At 71.6% G+C, this 21,150-nt stretch carries 18 protein-coding genes; 12 read left to right on the top strand and 6 right to left on the bottom strand.

All coding sequences use genetic code 11. The features are described 5' to 3' along the window. Positions 1–108: 108 nt before the first annotated feature. Positions 109–1,275: a 3-hydroxy-9,10-secoandrosta-1,3,5(10)-triene-9,17-dione monooxygenase oxygenase subunit gene (gene hsaA / locus IMZ11_RS20535; protein ID WP_228643845.1), complete on the top strand. Its 1,167-nt coding sequence runs from the start codon at positions 109–111 to the stop codon at positions 1,273–1,275. Positions 1,276–1,289: 14 nt separating this feature from the next. Here hsaA and IMZ11_RS20530 read toward each other — a convergent pair whose 3' ends face one another. The 4 genes from IMZ11_RS20530 to IMZ11_RS20515 form a co-directional block, all read right to left on the bottom strand. Then, positions 1,290–2,396, bottom strand: a complete 1,107-nt coding sequence (locus tag IMZ11_RS20530; protein ID WP_228643843.1) for a hypothetical protein — start codon at positions 2,394–2,396, stop codon at positions 1,290–1,292. Continuing rightward, positions 2,397–3,596, bottom strand: coding sequence for a phosphotransferase family protein (locus tag IMZ11_RS20525; RefSeq protein ID WP_228643840.1), 1,200 nt, complete (start codon positions 3,594–3,596; stop codon positions 2,397–2,399). It abuts the gene before it with no gap. A 69-nt stretch (positions 3,597–3,665) separates the two neighbouring features. After that, the gene (locus IMZ11_RS20520; RefSeq protein WP_228643838.1) at positions 3,666–4,889 is read right to left on the bottom strand and encodes a S9 family peptidase; all 1,224 of its coding nucleotides are present in this window, start codon (positions 4,887–4,889) and stop codon (positions 3,666–3,668) included. A gap of 14 nt (positions 4,890–4,903) precedes the next feature. Continuing rightward, positions 4,904–6,442, bottom strand: a complete 1,539-nt coding sequence (locus IMZ11_RS20515) for an FAD-dependent oxidoreductase (protein WP_228643836.1) — start codon at positions 6,440–6,442, stop codon at positions 4,904–4,906. Positions 6,443–6,602: 160 nt separating this feature from the next. On the opposite strand from IMZ11_RS20515, the gene IMZ11_RS20510 reads away from it, so the two are divergent. Next, a complete protein-coding gene (locus IMZ11_RS20510; protein WP_228643834.1) occupies positions 6,603–7,220 on the top strand; it encodes a TetR family transcriptional regulator in 618 nt (205 codons plus the stop codon). 77 nt (positions 7,221–7,297) lie between these two features. Here IMZ11_RS20510 and IMZ11_RS20505 read toward each other — a convergent pair whose 3' ends face one another. Further along, on the bottom strand, positions 7,298–9,142 hold the full coding sequence (locus tag IMZ11_RS20505; protein ID WP_228643832.1) for an LVIVD repeat-containing protein: 1,845 nt from the start codon (positions 9,140–9,142) through the stop codon (positions 7,298–7,300). A gap of 201 nt (positions 9,143–9,343) precedes the next feature. On the opposite strand from IMZ11_RS20505, the gene IMZ11_RS20500 reads away from it, so the two are divergent. From IMZ11_RS20500 to IMZ11_RS20485, 4 genes are read left to right on the top strand one after another with little or no spacing between them, the layout of a single operon-like run. Beyond that, positions 9,344–10,003: a DUF305 domain-containing protein gene (locus IMZ11_RS20500; RefSeq protein ID WP_228643830.1), complete on the top strand. Its 660-nt coding sequence runs from the start codon at positions 9,344–9,346 to the stop codon at positions 10,001–10,003. After that, complete coding sequence (locus IMZ11_RS20495) at positions 10,000–10,140, top strand: hypothetical protein (protein ID WP_228643828.1); 141 nt, start codon at positions 10,000–10,002, stop codon at positions 10,138–10,140. Before IMZ11_RS20500 ends, IMZ11_RS20495 begins: the two co-directional genes overlap by 4 nt. Next, entirely contained in the window at positions 10,137–10,883 is a 747-nt protein-coding gene (locus IMZ11_RS20490; protein WP_228643826.1) for an SDR family NAD(P)-dependent oxidoreductase, read from the top strand. Before IMZ11_RS20495 ends, IMZ11_RS20490 begins: the two co-directional genes overlap by 4 nt. Positions 10,884–10,919: 36 nt before the next feature. Next, entirely contained in the window at positions 10,920–11,696 is a 777-nt protein-coding gene (locus IMZ11_RS20485) for an SDR family oxidoreductase (protein WP_228643824.1), read from the top strand. 150 nt (positions 11,697–11,846) lie between these two features. Here IMZ11_RS20485 and IMZ11_RS20480 read toward each other — a convergent pair whose 3' ends face one another. Beyond that, on the bottom strand, positions 11,847–12,782 hold the full coding sequence (locus IMZ11_RS20480; protein WP_228643822.1) for a 3-oxoacyl-ACP reductase: 936 nt from the start codon (positions 12,780–12,782) through the stop codon (positions 11,847–11,849). Between the two features lie 181 nt (positions 12,783–12,963). Between IMZ11_RS20480 and IMZ11_RS20475 the strand changes: the two genes are divergently transcribed. From IMZ11_RS20475 to IMZ11_RS20450, 6 genes are read left to right on the top strand one after another with little or no spacing between them, the layout of a single operon-like run. Further along, entirely contained in the window at positions 12,964–14,607 is a 1,644-nt protein-coding gene (locus IMZ11_RS20475) for an acyl-CoA synthetase (protein ID WP_228643820.1), read from the top strand. Then, complete coding sequence (locus IMZ11_RS20470; protein WP_228643818.1) at positions 14,600–15,772, top strand: steroid 3-ketoacyl-CoA thiolase; 1,173 nt, start codon at positions 14,600–14,602, stop codon at positions 15,770–15,772. Before IMZ11_RS20475 ends, IMZ11_RS20470 begins: the two co-directional genes overlap by 8 nt. Before the next feature lie 7 nt (positions 15,773–15,779). Beyond that, positions 15,780–18,020 (top strand): acyl-CoA dehydrogenase, encoded by a 2,241-nt coding sequence (locus IMZ11_RS20465; protein ID WP_228643815.1) that lies wholly within the window; start codon positions 15,780–15,782, stop codon positions 18,018–18,020. A 29-nt stretch (positions 18,021–18,049) separates the two neighbouring features. Then, positions 18,050–19,273 carry a lipid-transfer protein gene (locus IMZ11_RS20460; protein ID WP_228643813.1) on the top strand — a complete coding sequence of 408 codons (1,224 nt, stop codon included), beginning with the start codon at positions 18,050–18,052 and terminating at the stop codon, positions 19,271–19,273. A 3-nt stretch (positions 19,274–19,276) separates the two neighbouring features. Next, entirely contained in the window at positions 19,277–20,170 is an 894-nt protein-coding gene (locus tag IMZ11_RS20455; RefSeq protein WP_228643811.1) for a MaoC/PaaZ C-terminal domain-containing protein, read from the top strand. Further along, on the top strand, positions 20,167–20,787 hold the full coding sequence (locus IMZ11_RS20450; protein ID WP_228643809.1) for a PaaI family thioesterase: 621 nt from the start codon (positions 20,167–20,169) through the stop codon (positions 20,785–20,787). The genes IMZ11_RS20455 and IMZ11_RS20450 overlap by 4 nt, the downstream gene beginning before the upstream one ends. The last annotated feature ends 363 nt before the right edge of the window (positions 20,788–21,150 follow it).

Below are 21,150 nucleotides of genomic sequence, written 5' to 3'. Positions count from 1 at the left end.
CCGGAATCCCAGTGGGCGGGATGCCCCGGGTCGTGTTCATCCATCCCGGCGCACCATCATGGTCTGCATCCCTATGACGACGACGAGCGTGACACGGAGACGCAAGCCATGAGCAACGAGGTCCTGGAGTCGGTTCGCGCGCTTCTGCCGTACATCGCGGGGCGGGCGCGGTCCACCGACGAGAACCGGCGGGTTCCGGCGGAGAGCATCCAGGAGCTCGTCGAGGCCGGGGTCTTCCGCATGCTGCAGCCGCGAAGGTACGGCGGCGCCGAGAGCGACCCGGTGCGGTTCTACGAGGTCGTGCGCGAGATCTCCGGGGCGTGCGGCTCCACCGGGTGGGTGGCCTCCGTGCTCGGCGTGCACCCGTGGCAGCTCGGCCTGTTCGCCGAGGCCGCCCAGGACGAGGTCTGGGGCGTCGACCCCGACACGCTGGTGGCCTCGTCGTACGCGCCGGTGGGGCGGCTGATCCCCGTCGAGGGCGGATACGAGCTGTCCGGGCGGTGGAAGTTCTCCTCCGGGTGCGAGCACGCGCAGTGGGCGCTGATCGGCGGCCTGATCGTGGGCGCCGAGGGACGGCCGGTCGACTTCATGACCGTCCTCGTCCCGCGGTCGGACTACGTGATCGAGGACGTCTGGGACGTGATCGGGCTGCGCGGCACCGCCAGCAACGACATCGTCGTCGACGGGGCCTTCGTGCCCGAGTACCGCACGATGCGCAACTACGAGCAGGCGCAGCTGCGCGGCCCCGGGCAGAAGGTGAACACCGGCCCGCTGTACCGGATGCCGTTCGCGACCGTCTTCACCTCCGCGATCACGGGAGCGGTGGTCGGCGCGGTCGCGGGCTGCTACACGTCCTACATCACCGCGATGCGCGACCGGGTACGGCTCAGCCTCGGCGGCGGCCGGTTCGCCGAGGACCAGTTCGCCCAGGTGGCGGTGGCCCGGGCCGCGTCCGAGATAGACGCCGCGATCCTGCAGATGGACCGCAACGTGCGGGAGGTGTACCAGCACGCCGTGGACGGCGCGGAGATCCCGATGGAGCTGCGGTTGCGGGCCCGCCGGGATCAGGTGCGCGCCACCGAGCGGGTGCTTGAGGCGATCGACATCCTGTTCAAGACCGCCGGCGGGAACTCGCTCCAGCGCGGCAACCCGATCGAGCGCGCCTGGCGGGACGCCCACGCGGGCAGCGTGCACGTGGCGAACGACGTCGAGCGCGCCCTGGCCCTGTACGGCAAGGCCGAGTTCGGCCTCGCCGTCGAGGACAACATGATCTGAGCCGGAGGCGGGGTCTAGGGCGCCGTCGCGAACCAGTCCGCGAACCCGCTGGGATCGTGGCGGCCCATGCTCGCGTGTTCGAACATGCCCCATCCGACCGCGCCTTCGCAGGTGGCGCGGGCGACGTGGTCGACGGTGGCGAACGGAAGCCGGGCCAGGATCGTCGCGTCATCGAGCCGGTACTTCGACGAGCTCGACCAGTCCCGGCCCTTCCATTGGCCGTGCGTCCAGTCGGGGTCTCCGCCGTACCCGGCGCCGACGCTCAGCGCGATCGACGTGAGGGTCTCGATCTCGACCAGCAGGGGAGCTCCGGCGGGTGTCGTGAGGTGCAGGCGCGCCGACTCCGGATGACGCGTACCGCCGGCGTACGTGATGGACACCCTGGGCCAGCCGAGCTGTTCCACGCGGCCGTCCGCGAAGACCCTGGTGGCGTGGTTGAGAGTACGGGTCCCGTCGGCTGACTCCTGCACGATGACGAGCAGGCCGAAGTCGTCGAACCGCAGCGGGACGTACAACCACCAGTGGCCGGCGAGGGGGTCGTCGGCGGTCCTTCCGGCCGGATCGGCGTCGCCGACGGGGCGGATGCCCCACGAGCGGTCGCGGCTCCCGACCCAGACCTCGGGATCGACCCGGAGGTCCTCGCCGTCGACGCTCAGCGTGCCCGACCATCCGCCGACCTGTGCGAACCGGGTGGCGTCCAGGATCGCCTTCGGGCCGGCCATCAGGATGTGCCGGTCCTCCAGGACCGCGGGGAACGCGCCTTCCCAGGTGAGGTCGAAGCACACCGAACGGTCGGCGGGCTCGCAGACCACCCTGATCTTCCGTAACGGCTCGACCACCTCCACGCGGTAGCCGCCCACCCTCGCGTCCAGGCCGCGGTCGTCGAGGGCGTCGGAGAAGCGAACCGCCCACTGCTCGTCTCCGCGCCGCACGGTCGCGAAGGCGTCTGTCACCCCCAGATTCGGGTAGACGCCGAGGCCGGTGACCAGGAACACCTCTCCGGAGCGGTCGTGGGCGTTGAAGTAGCACCGGTCGTAGAAGTTGCGGTCGGTCGCGGCGACCTGGGCCATCGACAGTGGCGACTGGTGGATGGGGTATTCGTCGAGGGGCACGGGTCTCATTCATCTCTCCCAGGAGTAGGTTCCGGACACGAGTTCCCGAAGCGCGGCGTGGTGCAGGACGTACTCGTCCGGCGTCGCCGGAGTGATCTCCTCGCCGAACCAGATGGCCCGGCGCCTGACCTGGGACATGACGATCGCGTGCCGCAGCGCGGCGTACGTGAGGTAGAAGTCGAGATCGCGGACCCGGTGGCCGGTGCGCCGCTCGTACTCCCGGACCACGTCGGAGCGGCGGCAGAAGTCCGGCAGCCCCGGTGCCTCCAGCATCTCGGCGATGTCCTGGAAGAACCGGTGGAGGAAGACGAACCATCCGAGATCCATCTCCCGGGGGCCCAGCGTCGCCATCTCCCAGTCCAGCACGGCGACGGGCCGCGTCCCGCCGTACACCACGTTGCCGACGCGCGCGTCGCCCCACAGCAGCACGGGGGGACCGGGGTCGGCCGGCCAGTGGTCCTCCAGCCAGGCGAACGCGTCCTCGATCACCGGGATGCGCACGCCGTCGGAACGGCGGGTCCATTCGTAGTAGGCCCGCTCGCGCTCGACGTGGCGGCGCAGCGGATCGTCGCCGGCCTCGGCGGCCAGGTCGGGGAGGAGTTCGGCGACCCGCTCCAGCCCGTGGATCCCGGCCAGGATCCCCACGCTCAGGTCCTGCACCTCGCGACGTTCCCGCGCGTCCGCGTCCCGCAGCCACCCGTCGAAGACGTACGGCGGGTTGTCGACGGGAACCTGGCCGTCGATCCGGCTCATCACGAGGAACGGCACGCCGAGAACGTCGGGTGACTCCTCCAACCAGTGCACCGGGGGAACCGGTGTCCCCGTGTGCCGGGCCACCGCCCGCATGACGTCGAACTGCCGGCGGATGTCGTAGGCGGGGAAGACCGGGAACGCCGTCGCCTGCGGCGCCAGCCTGGCGACCAGGCGCGCCCGGTTCTCCTCGCCCGCGACGACCCACTCGGCGTCGAACAGGACGGAGACGCTGGACATACCGGAGTGACCCGGCCGGGTCAGCCCGCTGAGATGGACGGGCCGGTCGGCGCCCAGCCGTTCGGTCAGCCAGCGGGCCAGGGCGCCGCGCAGCGCGTCGAGGTCCGTCGTGTCGACGGTGATGACCCGCCGTGCCGCATCCGGCACGCCTCCGGTGGATAAGTCGTCGGGGGATGAGGGCTTGGTGGATTCGGTTCCTGTGGGTTCGATCGCGTCCATGCTGACTCCTTCCGAGAGTTACGGGCCATGGCGCGTCCGGCATCCCCCGAGTGGAGGTTCACATGGTCGTCAGCAGGTGCTCGCCGGGGTCTTCCCCGCGCGGATGGAGGTGACGAACCCCAGCGCGTCGTCGAAGGAGCGCGCGATGGCCCCACGGTGGTCGACGCCCTCGTAGACCTTGTAGGTCACCTTCCCGGCCTTCGCGCACATGTCGGCGACCATCAGGTCGGTGGTCGCCTTGGACACGAGGACGTCCGCGGTGCCCTGGGCGACGAGCGTGGGCACCCGCAGCGTGAGACCGACGGGTTCCTGCGACCGCAGGTAGCGCGTCAGCGGCCCGAGGTCCGCGCCGGGAACGAACACCTTGTCCACCGGGATTCCCGCGGCGACCTCGCGGACCTGTGCCTGGCAGCCCGTCCTGCCCGCGGTGAGCAGGGGCGCCGCCACCTGCGTCAGGAGCTCGTCCGGCTTGACGGACGGGTCGGCGGCGGCCGCGCCGATGAGGAGCGTGGGCAGGAAGGCCACCGCGTACTCGGCGCCCGGCTGGCCGGACTGGATGTACGGCGCGGTCTGGCTGAGCCCCCACCCGCCGGGAGCGATCGACACCGCGCCGCGGAGCCGCACGTCCGTGCGCCCCGTCTCCGCGACGGCCGCGAACAGCGCCGCGTGGCCGCCCTGGCTGTGGCCGACCGCGAACCAGTCACGGCCGATCCGCCTGTCCGCCCTGCGCGCCGCGCGCACCATGTCCAGCACCGTGTTGGCGGCGCTGCGCCCGTTCATGTACGGGTGCTCGCCGGGAGTGCCGAGGCCCTCATAGTCGGTCTGCACGACGGCGAAGCCACGGGCGACCCAGGCGTCCAGCGTGGTCGCGGCGATCGACACGTAGTCGTGGGCGGGCCCGGTCGGGGTGTCGGCCGAGGGGGCGCACACGTCCGCGGTGCCGGTCGTCCCGTGCGCCCAGCTGATCACCGGCCAGCCACCGGGAGGCGGCGGCGTCCTGGGCAGCGCGACCGTGCCGGAGACCGTGACGGCCTTGCCGGTCGCGCCCTCGGACACGTAGGTGACGTACCAGTTGCGCGCCGCGCTGGGCAGGGCCGCCGCGTTCGTCAGCGGGCGGATGCTGACGATCTTGCCGCGCAGGCCGGGAGCCACGCCGTCCGCCGCGGCCGTGCCCGCGCGCGGCGCGTCGGCCTCGGCGGCGGTCCGCGCGCCGCCCGTCACAGTCACGGCGGCGAGGGTGGCCAGGGCAAGCGCGGCGGCGCGCCGGCGGCGGGACAAGGAGGGGGGTGCCATCGGGTGCTCCTCGATCAGGGGTTGTCGGTCTCGGTCATGTCCCCGACCGCGCGGTAGGCGAAGACCATCGCCGAACCGATCGGTGTTCCGGGGCCGGGGTAGAAGCGCCCCGCGAAGGAGGCGCTCGTGTTCCCCGCGGCGTACAGGCCCTCGATCGGGCGGCTCTCGGCGTCGAGCACACGGCCCTCGGTGTCGGTGCGCAGCCCGCCCTTGGTGCCCAGGTCGCTCAGGACCAGGCGCACGGCGTAGTACGGCGGCCGGTCCACCGGGACCAGGCACGGGTTCGGCCCCCGGTCCCCGTCGTCGGACCGGTCGGCGAAGAACAGGTCGTACGGGTCCTCGCCCCGGTGGAAGTCCGCGTCCACACCGGCACGGGCGAAGCCGTTGAACCGCTCGACCGTGGCGGTCAGGGCGTCGGCGGGCAGACCCAGCTTCTCTGCCAGCTCGTCCACGGTGCCGGCCTGGACCCAGTCCGTGCCGGGGCCGCCCGGCACCGAGATCGCGGGGAGCCGCCCGCCGGACCGTGAGTCGAAGACGAAGTACGCCGGAACCCGATCAGGCGCGGCGGCCATCTCCCGGCCCATCCGGTCGTACGGGAGCGACTCGTTGGCGAACCGGCGGCCCGAGGCGTCGACCACGAGGCCGCCGCCGAAGCCCAGCGTGAACGAGGCTGCGCCGCTCGCGTCCTCCACTCCCGGGCACCACCACGCCTGGTCCATCAGGTCCGTCGCGGCGCCGACGGCGGTCGCGGCCAGGATCGGGTCGCCCGTGTTGGCACCGGACGGCGCCATCGACCAGCCGGCGGCGCCGGGGACGCCGTGCTCGGCGCGCATCTTGTCGTTGCCCTCGAAGCCGCCCGCCGCCAGCAGGACGCCGCGCCGTGCGCGGATCCGCACCGGGCCGTCCCCGGTCTCTGCCTCCACGCCGACGACCCGGCCGTCCTCGACGACGAGGCCGGTCAGGCGGGTGCCGGTGCGCACGGTGCCGTTCCCGGTGTTGGTCAGCGCGAGCAGCAGCCGCCCGATGAGCGCGCGGCCCTGGGAGAGCGGCGCGTCGCGGTGGCCCTGCCCGGCCCGGTCGCGGTCCACCGGGGGACGCACCAGGGAGGCGAGCCCGCCGAGCCGTTCGGCGGGCAGGTCGAGCGGGACGAACGAGCGCCCCATGTCCATACGGCCGGGCGCGGCGAAGTAGTCGGGGAAGGGGCGCCACTCGAACTCGATCGCGGGATCGCGCTCGAGGAACTCGGCTACCTCGGGCGCGGTCGTCAGGAACGCCTCCTGCCGCCCGTCCGTGTCCTCGCCCAGCAGGGCGCGCAGGTAGGTGCGCGCCGACTCGGTCGAGTCCCCGATGCCCGCCCGCTCCTGGATCCGGGTGCCCGGCAGCCAGACGGCGGCGCCGGCGTACGAGGAGGTGCCGCCGAGCAGGGAGGTCTTCTCCAGGACGGCGGTGCGCAGGCCGCGGGACGCGGCCACCAGTGCTCCGGTCATGGCGCCGGCTCCGGAGCCGGCCACCACCACGTCGTACTCGTCGTCCCACAGTCCCGAGGCGGCCATGCCACCGTCCTTCCGCTGAACACTCGCAGCTGTCCGCCTCAGGCAACAGCAGGACGGCGGGACGGTGGCAGCCCCATCCCACTCACCGGTATGGACGGGTTCACGTAGCCGCCCGCACCCGTGTGTAATCTCTTGTCGAACCGACCAGGGGGAAGACAGCGTGCCGAGAATCGCCGAAGCCAGGCCGCCGGCCGAGCCGAGCTCGCCCGAGCAGCGAGCCCGGCATGTTCGCATCCTGCGGGCCGCCGCCCATCTCGCGGCCGACAAGGGCCTGGAGCGGGTCCAGATGCACGAGGTCGCGAAGGCCGCGGGCGTCGCGATCGGCACGCTGTACCGCTACTTCCCGTCGAAGACCCACCTGTTCACCGCGGTCATGGCGGAGCAGGTCGACCGTTTCAACGACAACGTCACCCGCCCGAAGCCCGGCGTCAGCCCCGAGGACGTGGTCGGCGAGCTGTTGGTGAGCGCGAGCAGGCAGCTGCTGCGCAGGCCCGCCCTGGCGACCGCGATGCTCCAGTCGGCGAACGCCGCCAACGCCGCCGCCGTGGCCGACGCGGGACGGATCGACAACACGTTCCGCGGCATCGTGTTGCGGGCCCTCGGGATCGACGATCCCACCGCGCAGGACGTCACGCTCATCCGGCTGCTCATGCAGTGCTGGTACGGCGTGCTGCAGGTCACCCTGAACGGCCGGGCCTCGATCCCGGACATGGAGGACGACATCCGGCTGGCCTGCCGCCTGCTGCTCGCCCCCCGCTCCAACGCCGGCGGCGGCTGAGCCGCCCGTCGGCACGTACAGGAGAGGGGACGCCCCGGCCGGGGCGCCCCCTCTGTCGCTGGTGACGCGGAACGGGATCAGTCGAGCGCGTCGGCCAGATCGCGCAGCGCCTGGGCGAGCGCGGCCTGCGCGGTATCGGAGGTGTCGAGCTGGTTCGCGACGGCCCTCAGCTGCGCCACGGCGGCGTGCTTCTGCGGCCCGTCCTTGAACCGCTCGGCCCGGTCGACGAACTTCTTGACGTTGTCGGCGGTGTTCTTCTTCATCGTGTCCGCGCGCAGCGCCTGCGCGTAGCGCGCCCGCACGACCTCGAAGCTGGCCGGCCAGATCAGCTTCGGCTGGTGCTGCGCGTTGAACCGGTCGAGAGTGGCCGTGGCCGCGGCGTCGATCTCGGCCTGGTCCAGGTACTGGGTGGGCGTCAGCGAGAACGAGTCGAACCCGCGGGCGATCTCGCTGCCGTAGATGTGGCCGTTGTAGTAGTAACCGGACCAGAATCCGCCGGTGACCAGCGAGGTCGCGCTGACGGGGCCGCGGTCGAAGTACGCGATCTCGCGCGGGTCGGCCGAGTCGGTGAAGTCGAACACGGAGATGCCGCCCTGGTACCACGCCTGGACCATGATGTCGCGGCCGGGCACCGGGACGAGCGACCCGTTGTGCGCCACGCAGTTCTCCTGGTTCGTCTGCGAGACCGGGAGCTTGTAGTAGCTGCGGAACGTCAGCTTGCCGTCGACGATGTCGTAGATCGCGTTCGCGCCCCACGACGGCTGGTCGGTGGGCCGGCACCGCGCGCCGGTGCCGCCGCCCCACTCGTCGGTGAAGACGACCTTGGTGCCGTCGTTGTTCAGCGTCGCCGAGTGCCAGTAGGCGAAGTTCGGGTCGGACACCTCGTCGAGCCTGACCGGGTTGGCCGGGTCGGAGATGTCGAGGAGGATGCCGTTGCCGGCGCACGCCGCCGCGGCCAGGCCGATCGCGGGGTAGGCCGTGATGTCGTGGCAGTGGTTCGTGACCGGGCGCGGCGACCAGGACGAGCCGGACGGGTGCTGCGCCGTGGGCGGGGTGTTCTGCAGGCCGTCGATCGCTCCGGTCTCCCGGTCGGCGAACAGCCGCGGCGCGTTCACGACCGCCGCGTTCTGCGGCGCGGCCAGGGGTACCCGGATGACCTCGATCCGCCACAGGGACGTGTTCGGGTCGGTCGCGGCGGTGTTGGCGCAGCCGGCCAGCTCGGCGCCCGAGCGCACGCCGGCCGTGCCCGAGACGTAGACGTAGACGTTGTCCGGGTCGTCCTTGCCGGTCACGAGCGTGTGGGTGTGCGACCCGCGGCAGGTCTGGACCGCCGCCACCTGGACGGGCTTGGTGATGTCGCTCACGTCGAAGATCCGCACGCCACGGAACCGGTCCGGGTTGACCGTGCCGCTCGCTCCCTGCGTGCCGCAGTCCAGCCGGCCGCGGGTCTCCTCGACCGACATGAAGAGCAGGTTGCCGTAGACGGACATGTCGCCCTGCCCGCCCGGACACACCACGGAGGTGGTCAGCACCGGGTTCGCGGGTGTGGAGACGTCGTAGACGTTGAAGCCGTTGAAGTTGCCGACGAACGCGTAGTCGCCGCTGAACGCCATGTCCGAGTTGGCGTACGACAGGTTCCCCGGATTGGACGTCTGGACGAACCCGTCCGGCTTGTCCTTGTGCGCGAGGAGATCCAGCCCGCTGGACGCCTGCTGCGCGTTCAGCCATCCGGCTCCGAGCCCGGCTCGGGGATCGGTGTCGGCGGCCGCTGTGGTCGTGGTGGTGGCGGTCGTTGTGGTGGTCGCGGCGTCGGCCGTCATGGCGGTGGCGGGCGACAGGCCCACCAGCGTCGCCCCCGCGACGATTACCCCGAGTTTGCGTAATCCAGCACGTCCCCAGCGCGCGGTACGGTCATCCGGCATGGGTCGCACCCCTCCTTTTCCGGTCTTGCTGGCGTGACCCGGCAACCCCGCGCGGGCGATTTCCCAGCGGACCCTGACAGGACGCTGAGAGATCTACGCGGCGTTGGGTGGACTGTAACCAAAGAAGGAGGAAATGTGCTATACCCTGTCACACCTTCCAAATACGGATAGATCATCAGTAGTCGGAAGCGAGTGCACGTAATGATCTCGTTGACCCCGTTCCGGCATATTCTTCCTCCCTTCCTGATCGCCGCCACGCTCTGCGGGTGCACCGCCGAAGGCCCGAAAGGGACCGTCGTCCAGCCCGGCCCGCCGGGAGCGTCCAGCAAGGTCCTCTCCGTCGACGACGTGGGACAACCCGACAGCGCGAAGTACACCAAGGCGGATGTCCGGTTCGTCCAGGGGATGATCCGCCACCACGCCCAGGCGCTGCGGATGACCGGCCTGGTCGCCGGCCGCAGCACGAGCAAGGACGTCCCGCTGTTCGCCGAGCGGATCACGGTCTCGCAGGAGGACGAGATCGCGCTGATGCTGCGCTGGCTGCGGGCACGCCTCGAGGAGGTGCCGAACAGCACGGGGACCGGCCACGATCACGGCGGGCTCATGCCGGGGATGCTCACCGAGGAACAGTTCGCCGACCTGGAGAAGGCCGAGGGCGCCGCGTTCGACCGGCTCTTCTACGAGTTTATGATCTATCACCACACCGGTGCCATCCAGATGGTGGAGGGGCTCTTCGCCGACGGCGGGGGAGAGGAACCGGAGGTTTACCAGATCGCCACGCACGTGGACGCCGACCAGCGCATCGAGATCGACCGCATGCGGAGGCTGCTGGCCGCGATGGGGGCCGCCGGGAACGGATGATCCACGGCCGCGGCCCCCACCTCCCGGTGACCGGGATCACCTTCCCCGCGCCGCCCGCCGTACGGATAGCGTGCCGGTCGGCCGGGCGGCGCACGGGCGCGGACGCCCAGGAGGGCTCGGAGGGGCAGGGGCAGTGAACCGTTACGACGGCGTGAAGGTCCTGATCACCGGCGCGGGGTCGGGCATCGGGCGCGCGACCGCGATCCGGCTCGTCTCCGAGGGGGCGGCGGTCTTCGCCGTCGACCGTACGGAGGACGGCCTGGCCGAGACCGTCAGGTCGGCGAGCGGGCCGGGCCGGATCGTCCCGCACGTCGCCGACGTGACGGACGAGCCGGCGGTCGTCGAGGCCGTGCGCGCCGCCGCGGCGGAGCTCGGCGGGATCGACGTCCTGGTGAACGTCGCGGGGATACACAAGACGACGCCGATCGACACGCTGTCGGTCGAGGACCTGCACCGGTTGTTCTCGGTGAACCTGGTCGGCACCGCGCTGTTCTGCCGGGAGGCGCTGCGCCATCTGCCCGACCGGACCGGCGTCATCGTGAACATCGCGTCGTCCGCCGCCACCCAGGGGACCCCGTACATGACGGCCTACTCCGCCTCGAAGGGGGCCGTACTGGCCTTCTCGCTCAGCCTGGCCGCCGAGGTGGTGGGGCGCGGCATCCGGGTCGTCCCGATCTCGCCCGGAACCGTCGCGACCCCGCTGACGAGTGGGAACGTCATCCCCGACGGTCTGGACGCCCGATATTTCGGGCGGATCCGGTCACTGCTCGGCAGCGCCGCTCCCGAGCAGATCGCGGGGGTCATCGCGTTCGCGGCCTCCCCCGACGGCGGTTACATCACCGGCGCGGAGATCCGGGCCGACGGCGGCTCGGGCACCTGACCCGAGCGCCCTGACACCAGAACAAGGAGCGACCACGTGACACGAAAGATCGCCGTGAGCGGTTCGGCCTCGGGCATCGGCAAGGCGCTCGCCGAGCTGCTGCGTGAGCAGGGCGACGAGGTGATCGGCGTCGACCTGAGGGACGCCGACGTGTGCGCCGACCTCAGCGGTCCGGAGGGCCGGGCGCTGGCGGTGGAGTCGGTGCTGCGGCTGTCGGGCGGCGTGCTGGACGGGGTCGTCGCCTGCGCGGGCGTCTCCGCAGTCACCACGCTGACGGTCCGGGTCAACCATTTCGGCGTCGTCGGCCTGCTGGAAGGGCTGCGCCCGGCCCTCGCCGCCGCTCCCGCGCCGCGCGCGGCCGTGGTGGGCTCCATCTCCGGCACCCAGCCCGTGGACCCGGGCGTGGTGGCCGCGTGCCTGGAGGGCGACGAGGACACCGCGGTCGCCCTGTCGGAGCAGGCCATCGAGCGCGGAGAGGGACGCCGGCTCTACCCGTCGTCGAAGTCCGCCCTGGCGAAGTGGCTGCGCCGCGAGTCGGTCACGCCCCAGTGGGCGGGCGCCGGCATCCCGCTCAACGCGATCGCCCCCGGCGTCGTGCTCACGCCGATGTCGGCGCCCCTCTTCGAGGACGAGGCGATGCGCAAGGCCATGGAGGCGGCGGTGCCGATGCCCCTGAACGGGCACGCCACGGCCGAGGTGATCGCCGAGGCGCTCGCATGGCTCGTCAGCCCGGTCAACACCCACATGACCGGGCAGGTCATCTACGTCGACGGCGGAGCCGAGGCCACCCTCCGCGGACCGGACGTCTACTGACCCGGCGGAGACGTACGGCATCGACCGGCGTTCTTGGTGATCGGCCGGCGCGAAAGTATCGATGAGAGATCGTCGCCGACCGGCCGACCGGGCGGACGGCAGGGGCCGCCTCCCGACCGGAGGCGGCCCCTGCCGTGCCGGAGACCGGCGTCACTTGGACGCCGCGGCGTTCTGCACTCCCGTCGTGTCGAGCTGGGCCACGCTGTAGGCGGCGTAGTTCTGGTAGGGGCTGCGGCCGGTGAAGTACGGCGTGAGCTGCGCGTCGAGCTCCTCGGCCGAGAAGACGCCGTCGGCCGCGGTGAACTTCCGCTCGACGGTGGGCGCCGCCATGAGCGCGACCATGTCGCCGTACACCACGAAGACCTGACCGTTGATCTCGTCGGCGGCGGGGGAGGCGAGGTAGCTCACGAAGGTGCCCACCCGCTCGGGAGCCAGGATGTCCAGGCCCTCGGCGGTGTTCTCGCCGTCGGCGAACACGTGCGCCGTCATGCCGGTGCGGGCGCGCGGGCAGATCGCGTTGGCGCGCACGCCGTACCGGGACAGGCCCTGGGCGGTCGAGAGGGTCAGCGCCACGATGCCCGCCTTGGCGGCCGAGTAGTTCGGCTGGCCGGCGGAGCCGAAGAGGAACGCCTCGGACGAGGTGTTGACGACCCGCCCGTAGACGGGGCCGCCGGCGGCCTTGCTCTTCTCGCGCCAGTACGCGGCGGCCGCGCGGGACACCGCCGCGTGGCCCTTGAGGTGGACGCGTACGACGTCGTCCCAGTCGGACTCGGCCAGGTTGAAGAGCATCTTGTCGCGCAGCACGCCCGCGTTGTTGACCAGGATGTCGAGGCCGCCGAACGTGTCCACCGCGGTCTGGACGAGGCGGTCGCCCATGGACCACTCGCTCACGTCGCCGGTCACCGCCACGGCGTCCCGGCCGAGCGCCTTGATCTCGGCCACGACCTCGTCGGCGGCCGGGCCCATGTCGTTGACGACGACGTTGGCGCCGCGCGCGGCGAGCGCCAGCGCCTCGCTGCGCCCGAGTCCGGCGCCCGCGCCGGTGACGACGGCGGTCCTGCCCTCCAGGCTGATGTTCGGGCTCATGTCCTTGCTCCTGTCACACGCGGTCGATCAATCTTCGAGGGCCAAAACTAGTACGTATTCTAGTTTTGGCCAACGTGGTCGTCCCGCTCAGTGGGGGAGATCATTCAGGCAGCAAGGGAGCGCGGCCACTCAGTGGGATCAGGCCGTTGTGGCAAACAAGAATTGATTCTAGTCTCTCGCCATGACGTTGAACCTGGCGACTCTGTACGAGTCGGTGGCCGCCGCGATTCCCGGTCGACTGGCGCTGGTCTGCGGTGACCGTCGGTTGAGCTTCTCCGAGCTCGACGAGCGTGCCAACGCGCTGGCACACCATCTGAAGTCGGCCGGAGTCGAACCGCACCAGCATGTGGGCCTGCACATGCTCAACGGCGTCGAGTTCGTCGAGGCGCTTCTCGCCTGTCTGAAGATCCGGGCAGTGCCGATCAACATCAACTACCGCTACACCGACCACGAGTTGCACTACCTGTACAACGACGCGGATCTGGTGGCGCTCGTCATCGAGCAGGAGTTCACGCCCGCCGCCGCCGGTCTGGCGGACCGGTGCCCGAAGCTGCGGCACGCGGTGGTCGTCGCGTCCCCCGCGAGCGACTCCGCCGCGACCCCCGTGACATGGCCGGACCAGGTCGGCGTCATCGGCTACGACGAGGCGCTGGCCGCGCAGCCCGCGACCGCGCCCATGGTGGCCGAGCGCACGGCTGACGACCACTACGTGCTCTACACCGGCGGCACCACCGGGAGGCCCAAGGGCGTCGTGTGGCGGCACGAGGACTTCTACTTCGCGGCCCTGAAAGGCGGCAACCACTACGGCCCGCCGCACCGGACCGCGGAGGAGCTGGCCGCGGCGGCCGTGGGTGGCTTCGCGCTGAACTACCTCATCACCGCCCCCCTCATGCACGGCGCGGCCTCCTACACCCTGTTCGCCAGCCTCCTCGGCGGGTCGCCGGTGATCCTGATGCGCCGCTACGACCCGGTCGAGACGCTGCGGCTGATCGAGAAGGAGCACGCCATCGTCGTCACCGTGGTCGGCGACGCGATCGCCCGCCCGCTGGTCGACGCCATCAGGGAACACGGCACGGAGTACGACCTCAGCTCGATGAAGGTGCTCGGCTCCGGGGGCGCGCTCCTGTCGCGGTCGGTCCAGGAGGAGGCGACCGCGCTGATTCCCGGGCTGTACATCAACGACGGGTTCGGCGCCTCGGAGACCGGAGTCGACGGGAACCTCCAGGTGGGACCGGACGGCCTCATGCGGCTCGCCCCCAACCCGCGGGTCACCGTCATCGACGAGCGTTTCCAGCCGCTCAAGCCGGGCTCGCCCGACATCGGACTCATCGCCAGGACCGGACACGTCCCCCTCGGGTACTACAACGACCCCGAGAAGACCGCGAGGACGTTCCCCGTCATCGACGGCGTGCGCTGGGCGGTGCTCGGCGACATGGCCAGGGTCGAGGAGGACGGTGGCACGATTCTGCTCGGCCGCGGCTCGGGCTGCATCAACACCGGCGGCGAGAAGGTGTTCCCCGAAGAGGTCGAGCAGGCGCTCAAGTCCCACCCCGCCGTCATGGACGTGCTGGTAGCCGGGGTGCCCGACACCAGGTTCGGCGAGCGGGTCGGCGCCGTGGTCGAGATGCGCGACGGCGTCGCCGCCCCCGACGTCGAGGAACTGCGCGCGCACTGCCGTACCCAGATCGCCGGATACAAGGTGCCGGCCTCGCTCGTCGTCGTCGACCACGTCGTGCGCTCGCCCAGCGGCAAGGCGGACTACCGGTGGGCCAAGCGCGTGCTCTCCGGCGAAACCAACCAACCACAAGGAGAAGTCAATGGCTGAGGCCGTCATCGTCGAGGCCGCGCGCACGCCGGTCGGCAGGCGCCGGGGCGTGCTGTCCGGGCTCCACCCCGCCGCGTTGCTCGGGCGGGCGCAGAAGGGCCTGCTCGACCGCGCGGGCGTCGAGCCGGACGCGATCGGCTCGGCGATCCACCAGGTGATCGGCGGGTGCGTCACCCAGGCGGGGGAGCAGTCGAACAACGTCACCCGGCAGGCATGGTTGTACGCCGGCCTGCCGTACACGACGGCGTGCACGACGATCGACTGCGCCTGCGGGTCCTCCCAGCAGGCCGTGCACCTGATCGCGGGCCTGATCGCGTCCGGCGCGATCGACGCCGGCATCGGCTGCGGCGTCGAGTCGATGAGCCGGGTCTTCCTCGGCCAGGCGCTCACACCCGAGACCGGCAGCCCCTGCCCCGACGACTGGTCCCTCGACATGCCGGACCAGTTCACCGCCGCCGAGCGGATCGCGAAGAAGCGCGGCATCACCCGCGCAGACGTGGACGCCTTCGGCCTGGAGTCGCAGCGGCGGGCCGCGCGGGCGTGGGCCGAGGGCCGGTTCGACGGCCAGATCATCCCGGTCGAGGCCCCCGTGATGGGCCCGGAGGGGCCGACGGGGGAGACCGCCACCGTCACGCGCGACCAGGGGCTGCGCGAGACCAGCCCGGAGGCACTGGCCAAACTCGCCCCCGTGATCCCCGACGGCGTGCACACCGCCGGGAACTCGTCGCAGATCAGCGACGGCGCGGCGGCCGTGCTCCTGATGAGCGCGGACAGGGCCGCGGCGCTCGGCCTGCGGCCCCGGGCCCGCATCGTCGCGTCCGGGATGGTCGGGGCCGACCCCTACTACCACCTGGACGGCCCGGTGCAGGCCACCGAGCATGTACTCCGCGCGGCCGGGATGTCCCTGTCCGACATCGATCTGGTCGAGATCAACGAGGCGTTCGCCTCCGTGGTGCTCTCGTGGGCGCAGGTGCACAAGGCCGACATGGACAAGGTCAACGTGAACGGCGGCGCCATCGCCCTGGGACACGCGGTCGGCTCCACCGGCGCCCGCCTGATCACCCAGGCGCTGTACGAGCTCGAACGGAGCGGGAAGTCCACCGCGCTGATCACCATGTGCGCGGGCGGCGCCCACTCCACGGCAACCATCATCGAACGGATCTGAGAGCACCATGACCATCGGACTCACCGAGGAGCACCGCGACCTGCGGGACTCGGTCCGTACCCTCACCACCCGCCACGTGACGCCCGAGGCGGTACGCAGGGCCGTGGACGCCAAGAAGGAGGAACTGCCCGAGTTCTGGCCGGTGATCGCCGAGCAGGGCCTGCTCGGCCTGCACCTGCCCGAGGAGTCGGGCGGCGCGGGCTACGGCCTCCTGGAACTCGCCGTCGTCGTCGAGGAACTCGGCCGTGCCATCACGCCCGGCCCGTTCCTGCCCACGGTCCTCGCGAGCGCCGTCCTCGACCGCGCCGGGCACCGCGAGCACCTCCCGGGGCTCGCCGAGGGCACCACGATCGGCGCCGTCGGACTGAAGCCGGGCGGCCTCACCCTCACCCGCGGCGACGCCGGACGGCTCTCCGTCTCCGGAGAGTCGGATCCGGTCCTGGGCGGCCATGTCGCCGACGTGTTCGTGCTGCCCGTCGCGCTCCCGGACGGAGCCGGCGACGGCACCGCGTGGGTGGTGCTGCCTCGCGCCGCCGTCGAGACGACCGACCTCGCCAGCCACGACCTGACCCGGCGGCTGTCGCGGGTACGCGCGGAGGACGTCACCGTCGCGGAGGACGACGTCCTGACCGGTCTCGACGCGTACGGCGTGCTCGACCTGGCCGCCGTGCTCTTCGCCGCCGAGGCGTCCGGTCTCGCCGACTGGGCGACCACGACCGCCGCCGAGTACGCGAGAGTGCGGCAGCAGTTCGGCCGCCCGATCGGCCAGTTCCAGGGCGTCAAGCACCGGTGCGCTCGGATGCTGACCAGAGCGGAGCAGGCGAGGGTGTGCGCGTGGGACGCCGCGCGCGCCGCCGACCCCGGCACCGACGCGCGCGAGGCGGTGCTCGCCGCGGCGGTGGCCGGCGCGACCAGCGTCGAGGCGGCCTTCTCCACCGCCAAGGACTGCATCCAGACCCTCGGCGGCATCGGCTTCACCTGGGAGCACGACGCCGGCCTCTACCTGCGCCGGGCCCAGAGCCTGCGGCTCCTCCTCGGCTCCACCGCGTGGTGGCGGCGCCGCGTCGCCCGGCTCACGCTGGACGGCGTCCGCCGCACACTCGGCATCGAGTTGCCGCCCGAGGCCGAGGCCGTACGCGCCGAGATCCGGGCCGAGCTGGAGCCGGCCCTCGCCCTCGAAGGCGCGGAACGGCTCACCTACCTGGCCGAGCACGGGTACACGGCGCCGCATCTGCCGAAACCCTGGGGCAAGAGCGCCGACGCCGTCTCCCAGCTCGTGATCGCCGAGGAGATGCGTGCCTCCGGGCTGCGCGCCGCGGACCTGATCATCGGCGCCTGGGTGGTGCCGACCCTGATCGCGCACGGCAGCCCCGAGCAGCACGAGAGGTTCCTCCCGGCGACGCTGCGCGGGGACTTCCTGTGGTGCCAGCTCTTCAGTGAGCCCGGCGCGGGCTCCGACCTGGCCGCGATCAGCACCCGCGCGGAGAAGGTGGACGGCGGCTGGAAGATCAGTGGCCAGAAGGTCTGGACCTCCATGGCCCGCGAGGCGCGATGGGGCATCCTGCTGGCCCGCACCGACCCCTCGGCTCCCAAGCACAAGGGCCTGTCCTACTTCCTGCTGGACATGTCCAGCCCCGGCATCGACATCCGGCCCCTGCGCGAGCTGACCGGCGAGACGCTGTTCAACGAGGTGTTCCTCGACGACGTCTTCGTCCCCGACGACATGCTGGTCGCCCAGCCCGGCGACGGCTGGAAACTGGCCCGCACCACACTGGCCAACGAGCGGGTGTCCCTCTCGCACGACTCGTCGCTCGGGAGCGGCGGCGAGGCGCTGCTCCAGCTCGCGAGCGCCGCCCCCGACGACATGGACGACGAGCGGCTGACCCGGCTCGGCGGCATCCTCTGCGACGCCCAGTCCGGCGGGCTGTTCGGTCTGCGGACCACGATCCGGTCGCTGTCCGGCCTGCAGCCGGGGGCCGAGTCCAGCGTCGCCAAGCTGATCGGAGTCGAGCACATCCAGGAGGTCTGGGAGACCGCCATGGACTGGGCCGGCCCCGCGTCCCTGACGGACGAGGAGGGGGAGGAGGGCACCGAGCGGCGTGGCGCGCGGAGGAACGCCACCTGGATGTTCCTCAACTCCCGGTGCATGTCGATCGCGGGGGGCACCACCGACGTGCAGCTCAACATCATCGGTGAGCGTCTGCTCGGCCTGCCCCGCGACCCCGAGCCCGTGCCCGCCAAGGGATGAACCTCCCCCGGACGCGAAGGAAGACCCCAATGAGCAACAGAACGTTCGTCATCGGCGTGGGGATGACGAAGTTCGAAAAGATCGAGACCCGTGACTGGGAGTACCCGGCCATGGTCGCGGAGGCCGTGGGCACGGCCCTCGCCGACGCCGGGATCGGCTATGACGCCGTGCAGCGCGCCGCCGCCGGCTACGTGTTCGGTCCCTCGACGGCCGGTCAGCGCGCCCTCTACGAGGTCGGGCTGACCGGCATCCCGGTCGTCAACGTCAACAACAACTGCGCCACCGGTTCCACGGCGCTGATGCTGGCCAGGGAGTGGGTGCAGGCCGGCCTGGCCGACGTCGCGCTCGCGGTCGGCTTCGAGAAGATGACCAAGGACGCGCTGAACCCGTCGGGCGGCATGCCCAAGGTGACGACCGTGGACCGGCACCTCGAGGTGCTGGTCGGCACCCGCGGCTGGGCGAACGCGCCGATGACCGCGCAGTTCTTCGGCAACGCGGCCCGCGAGCACATGGAGAGGCACGGCACGACCGCCGCGCAGATCGCCTCCGTCGCGGTGAAGAACCACCGGCACTCGGTGAACAACCCGTACGCCCAGTTCCGGGACGAGTACACGCTCGACCAGGTGCTCGGCGACAAGCCGATCCACGACCCGCTCACCCGGTCGCAGTGCTCGCCGACCTCCGACGGCGCGGCCGCGGCCGTCGTCGTCAGTGAGCGGTTCGTCCGCGAGCACGGCCTGGAGGGCCGGGCGGTCGAGATCCTCGCCCAGGCGCTGACCACCGACACCGATGAGGCGTTCGCCACCCGGTCGCACATCGACGTCGTCGGCACCCCGATGACCCGCGCCGCCAAGGAGCTGGTGTTCGCCGAGGCCGGGCTCGGGATCGACGACGTCGATGTGATCGAGCTGCACGACTGCTTCTCGATCAACGAGATCCTCACGTACGAGGCGCTCGGCATGTGCCCCGAGGGAGAGGGCGGCACGCTCGCCGAGTCCGGTGCCACCACGTACGGCGGCCGGTGGGTCGTCAACCCGTCGGGCGGCCTGATCTCCAAGGGACACCCGCTGGGGGCGACCGGCCTGGCCCAATGCGCCGAACTGACCTGGCAGCTGCGCGGCGAGGCCGGCGCCCGCCAGGTGGACGGCGCCAAGGTCGGCCTGCAGCACAACCTCGGGCTCGGCGGCGCCTGCGTCGTCACCCTGTACGGCGCGGGCACGCTGAACGGCTCCGACACAGGAAAGAAGGGCTGAACCATGCCGATCGACGTCGACAAGGCGCTCAGCGCGCCGCCCTCGGTCCGCGAGATCAGCTGGACCGGTCGCGACGTGCTGCTCTACCACCTCAGCCTGGGAGCGGGCGGCACCGACGCCGGCCCCGAGCTGCCCTACACCTACGAGCGCGGCCTGCGCGTGCTCCCGACCTTCGCGATGGTCGCCGGGCAGGGCGTCTCCGCCGGGGACCGTGGTCCCACGGCCATGCACCTGCCCGGCGTCGACATCGACCTGCGCCGGATCCTGCACGCGGGCCAGGGGCTGACGGTCCACCGGCCGCTGCCCGCCTCGGGCACCGCCACCGTCACCTCGCGCGTGGCCCACATCTGGGACAAGGGCAAGGCCGCGGTGATCGTCATGGAGCAGTCCGCGGCCGACCCCGACGGCGGGCCGCTGTGGACCACCACCATGCAGATCTGGGCGCGCGGCGAAGGCGGCTTCGGCGGCGACCCGGGCCCGGAGACCCCGTGGGCTGCGCCGGAACGGAAGCCCGACCACGTGCTCGACTCACCCACCACCCCCGGGCAGGCCCTGCTGTACCGGCTCAACGGCGACCTCAACCCGTTGCACGCCGACCCGGAGTTCGCGCGGATGGCCGGTTTCGACCGGCCGATCCTGCACGGGCTCGCGTCGTACGGCATCGTCGCGAAGGCCGTCGTGGACGGTGTGCTCGACGGTGACGTGTCCCGGCTGACCGGCCTGTCGGTGCGGTTCGCCGGGTCGCTGTTCCCCGGCGAGACGATCCGGACCACGGTGTGGCGCGAGGGCGACCGGCTGGTGCTGACCTCGACCTGCCCGGCACGCGACGACGCGCCCGTTCTCACACACGCGACGGCCACGGTGTCGTCCGCGGCGGCGCCGGAGGTGACGGCATGAGCGAGAGACTGGAGGAGCTCACCGCCAAGGCGAACAACAAGGGCGTGGACGCGGCCGTCGCCGCCGCCCGCCGGGTGATCGCCTCGCTGCTGCACGCCGGTGACGGCTCCGACGCCGAGATGACCGGGGTGGCGGACCGGCTGAACGCCGTCGCCGACTATCTGGACGAGCACGCTCCCGGCGTCGAGGAGCGGATGATCGACATGTGGCGGGGCGAGGGTGTGACCCGGCACGACCCGGTCACCGGGCCGGAGAACGCCATCGCGCCGCCGCTCCCGCTCACCGGCAAGGACGACGGCTCGATCGAGGGCGTCGTCGTCCTGGGCATGCCGTACCAGGGGCCGCCCGGGTTCGTGCACGGTGGCGTCTCGGCGCTGCTGCTCGACCACACGCTCGGCGTGGCGAACGCCTGGGGCGGGCCGTCCGGCATGACGGCCGAGCTGACCTTGCGCTACCACCGGCCGACGCCGCTGTTCGAGCCGCTGACCGTGACGGGACGCCAGATCTCCGTGGACGGCCGCAAGATCCGCACGACCGGCACCATCTCGGCCGGCGGCGAGCTGTGCGTCAGCGCGGAGGGCCTGTTCATCGCCAAACACCTCCCACGCCCCCGCTGACTCTCAATCAACGGTTCCCAGCCCGCGGTGGCGCACCCTTCAGAAAGCCCAGGTCGGTATCACCGACCTGGGCTTTCATCACTTGATGATCACTTTGGCGATGCCCCGCGCCCCACGTTGATCACGATGGTTGCTCGTCGTTTGCTCGCCAGTCGAAACCCTGGTCGCGGCGTGATCATTTGCTGCGTCACGGGCCGGGTGAACCGTTAAGGCAGGGATGGGTGGGCTCTCGCGGGTCCCCTCAGTCGAGGGGACGTTACGATCATGCTTGTGCGATCGGCACGGAGTGGCTTCGTCTAGAAGATCACTGAAGATCTTGCGTTCTGGCCTCGCCTCGGATGACGCGGGGCCAGACTCCTTATG

This window comes from Microtetraspora sp. AC03309 (genome assembly GCF_020826795.1).
GTDB lineage: Bacteria > Actinomycetota > Actinomycetes > Streptosporangiales > Streptosporangiaceae > Microtetraspora > Microtetraspora glauca.
The sequence above is the reverse complement of the archived record's forward strand: the minus strand, read 5'-3'. Positions and strand labels throughout refer to the sequence as shown.